Source organism: Pelagibacterium lacus (genome assembly GCF_003345525.1).
GTDB classification, from domain to species: domain Bacteria; phylum Pseudomonadota; class Alphaproteobacteria; order Rhizobiales; family Devosiaceae; genus Pelagibacterium; species Pelagibacterium lacus.
On sequence record NZ_QQNH01000055.1, the window covers coordinates 1 to 2,957 of the forward strand.

Sequence of the window (2,957 nt, forward strand, 5' to 3'; positions counted from 1 at the left end):
TCGAATGTTACGATGGAGACGGAGATTCCGGGTTTGTTGCGGGCGCGGGAGGGGATTTTGCCGGAGCGGTTCACGTTCCACTCCTCGCGCATGCGCATGAAGCATGTGACCAGGGAGGAGCTGGCGCGCATGGACGGGGACAGCGACCGCTGCGCGCTGGAGCTCTCCGACGCCCGGGTCGACGTGATGGGCTATGCGTGCCTCGTGGCCATCATGTCCATGGGCCATGGCTATCACCGGGTGTCCCAGGAGCGGCTGCACGGGGTGACGGTCAGCAATGACGCTCCGGCCCCGGTGGTGACCTCGGCGGGGGCGCTGGTCGAGGCCATCAAGGCGATCGGGGCCAAACGGGTGGCGGTGGTCGCCCCCTATATGAAGCCTCTGACCGAGATGGTGGTGGACTATATCGCCCATGAGGGGGTGGAGGTGGTCCATTGGCGGGCGCTCGAGATCCAGGACAATCTCGCGGTGGCGGCGCACGACCCCATGAAGCTGCCCGCCATTGTGGCGGGGATCGACACCAGCGACGTGGATGCGGTGGTGCTCTCGGCCTGCGTGCAGATGCCCTCGCTGCCGGCCGTCGCCATGGTCGAGGCCCAGACCGGCAAGCCGGTGCTCACCGCCGCCATCGCCACCACCTGGCAGATGCTCAAGGCGCTCGAGCTCGAGACGCGGGTTCCCGGCGGCGGCACGCTGCTCTCGGGCGCGTATTGAGGGGGCGGAGATGACGAACGGATATAATGTCCATGCCAATGGCATCCGCCAGCATCTCATCCACCACCCCGGTCCGGGACCGCAGCTCCTGCTGGTGCCCGGCATCACCTCGCCGGCGGTCACCTGGGGGTTCGTGGCCGAGCGGCTGGCCCAGCGCTTCGACGTGCATGTGCTCGACGTGCGCGGGCGCGGGCTGAGCCAGGCCGGGGCCCTCGACTATTCGCTGGACGCCATGGCGGCCGATGTGCTGGCGCTGGCCCGCTCGGAGGCTTTCGATCGCCCCATCGTGCTCGGCCATTCCATGGGGGCGCGCATCGCCATCCGCGCGGCGCGGATCGATGCAGAGGCCTTTGCCGGACTGATCCTCGTCGACCCCCCGGTCTCGGGGCCGGGGCGCCGGGCCTATCCCTCGGCCTGGGCGTGGTATGAGGACTCCATCCTGATGGCCCAGAAGGGCTGTTCGGGCGCCGACATGCGGAAATTCTGCCCCACCTGGACCGAGGAGCAGAACGCGCTGCGGGCCGAATGGCTGCACACCTGCCAGCTCGACGCCATCCGCACCGCCTATGACGGGTTCCACAGCGACGACATCCATGCCGACCTGCCCCATCTCGCCCTGCCCCTGCGGCTGGTGGTGGCGGGGGGCGCGCCGGTCATTGGCGCCGAGGACGTTGCCGAGATCGAACACCTCGCGCCGGGTATCGAAACCCGCACCGTGGCCGGGGCGGGGCACATGATTCCATGGGACGACCTGGAAGGGTTCCTCACCGCCGTCATGGATTTTGAGGCCTGAAACAAGAGGAGACGAAAATGGATCAAGCCAGCTTCACCGAAATCTGCCTGCACCAGCTCAAGATGAGCGGGGTGCATGAGGGCGAACGGCTCGTGGTGCTTACCCAGGGCAATGAACGGCTCGACTATGCCGATGCCTTCATGGCCGCCGGCCAGCGCCTGGGGGCCAATATGTACCATATGCGCCTGCCCGCCCCGCTGCCCATGGGCGGCTGGAACGTGGGGGTGACCGGGCTCGCCGCGCTCCCCGACGCGGTCGAGGCGCTCAAGAACTGCGACATGCTGATCGACTGCGTCTTCCTGTTGTTCTCGCCCGAGCAGTTCGCCATCCAGGCAGCGGGCACCCGCATCCTCACCGCGGTCGAGCCGCCTGAACTGCTGGCCCGCATGCTGCCCTCCAAGGAACTGCGCGAAAAGGTCGAGATCGGCGCCGCCTATCTCGAAAAGGCCAAGGTGATGCGCATCACCTCCCCCTATGGCACCGATGTCACCTATAAGCTCAACACCTATCCCACCGTGGCCGAATACGCTTCGACCGACACGCCGGGCCGCTGGGACCACTGGCCCTCGGGGTTCGTCTTTACCGGGGGCGACGATGACGGGGTGGACGGCACCATCGTCGTGGCGCCGGGGGACATTCTTTTGCCCCAGAACGTCTATGTGCGCGAGCCGATCACCTATACCATCGAGAAGGGCTGGATCACCGATATAAGCGGCGGGCTGGAGGCCGAGCTGGTCAAGTCCTACATGGCCGCCTTCAACGATCCGCGCGGCATGGGCATGAGCCATGTGGGCTGGGGCATGAACCCCAATGCCAAATGGCACGGCATGATGCCGGGCGAGTTCCCCGGCGGCATGGGCATGGAGCCGCGCTCCTATTATGGCAACGTCATGTTCTCGACCGGGCCCAATAACGAGCTGGGCGGGCCCAACGACACCGCCTGCCATCTCGACATCCCGATGCGCAATTGCTCGCTGTTCCTCGACGACGAAGCCATCGTCGTCGATGGCGACCTGGTGGTCAAGGAAATGCAGATGGCCCGGGCCTAACCCTCGCAAAAGCCGGAAGCGCGACAAACAATAATCCGGAACTCCTGTCCTGAGCCATCGGGACAGGAGTTTCCCTTGCAGAAAGGTTCGGCCATGTCCCAGTCCGAGATCTACAAGAATGCCGGCTTCGGCCATTCCGTCCCCCGCGGCACACGCCCGGCCATCGTGGTGGTGGACTTCACCTATGGCTTTACCGACCGCCAATACCCCACCGCCTCGGACGCCGCCGCCCAGATGGCGGCGACGCGGGAGTTGACCGACCTGGCGCGGCACAAGGGCATTCCGGTCATCTATACGGTCATCGCCTTTCACCCGGGCGAGGTTGAAACCCTCGCCTGGCTGCGCAAGTCCAAAGGGCTGGCGGCGCTGGTCGAAGGCTCGCGCCTCGTCGAGATCGACGC

The 2,957-nt window shown here is 66.1% G+C and carries 4 protein-coding genes; all 4 read left to right on the forward strand.

What is annotated here, in order from left to right; all coding sequences use genetic code 11:
* Positions 1 to 714, forward strand: a 714-nt coding sequence (locus DVH29_RS15930) for a maleate cis-trans isomerase family protein (protein WP_500690309.1), incomplete at its 5' end; no start/stop codon positions are given.
* 10 nt (positions 715 to 724) lie between these two features.
* Positions 725 to 1,507, forward strand: a complete 783-nt coding sequence (locus DVH29_RS15935; protein ID WP_114647173.1) for an alpha/beta fold hydrolase — start codon at positions 725 to 727, stop codon at positions 1,505 to 1,507.
* A 17-nt stretch (positions 1,508 to 1,524) separates the two neighbouring features.
* A complete protein-coding gene (locus DVH29_RS15940) occupies positions 1,525 to 2,556 on the forward strand; it encodes a 2,5-dihydroxypyridine 5,6-dioxygenase NicX family protein (RefSeq protein ID WP_114647174.1) in 1,032 nt (343 codons plus the stop codon).
* A gap of 75 nt (positions 2,557 to 2,631) precedes the next feature.
* Positions 2,632 to 2,957, forward strand: a 326-nt coding sequence (locus DVH29_RS15945) for a cysteine hydrolase family protein (protein WP_281270850.1), incomplete at its 3' end; no start/stop codon positions are given.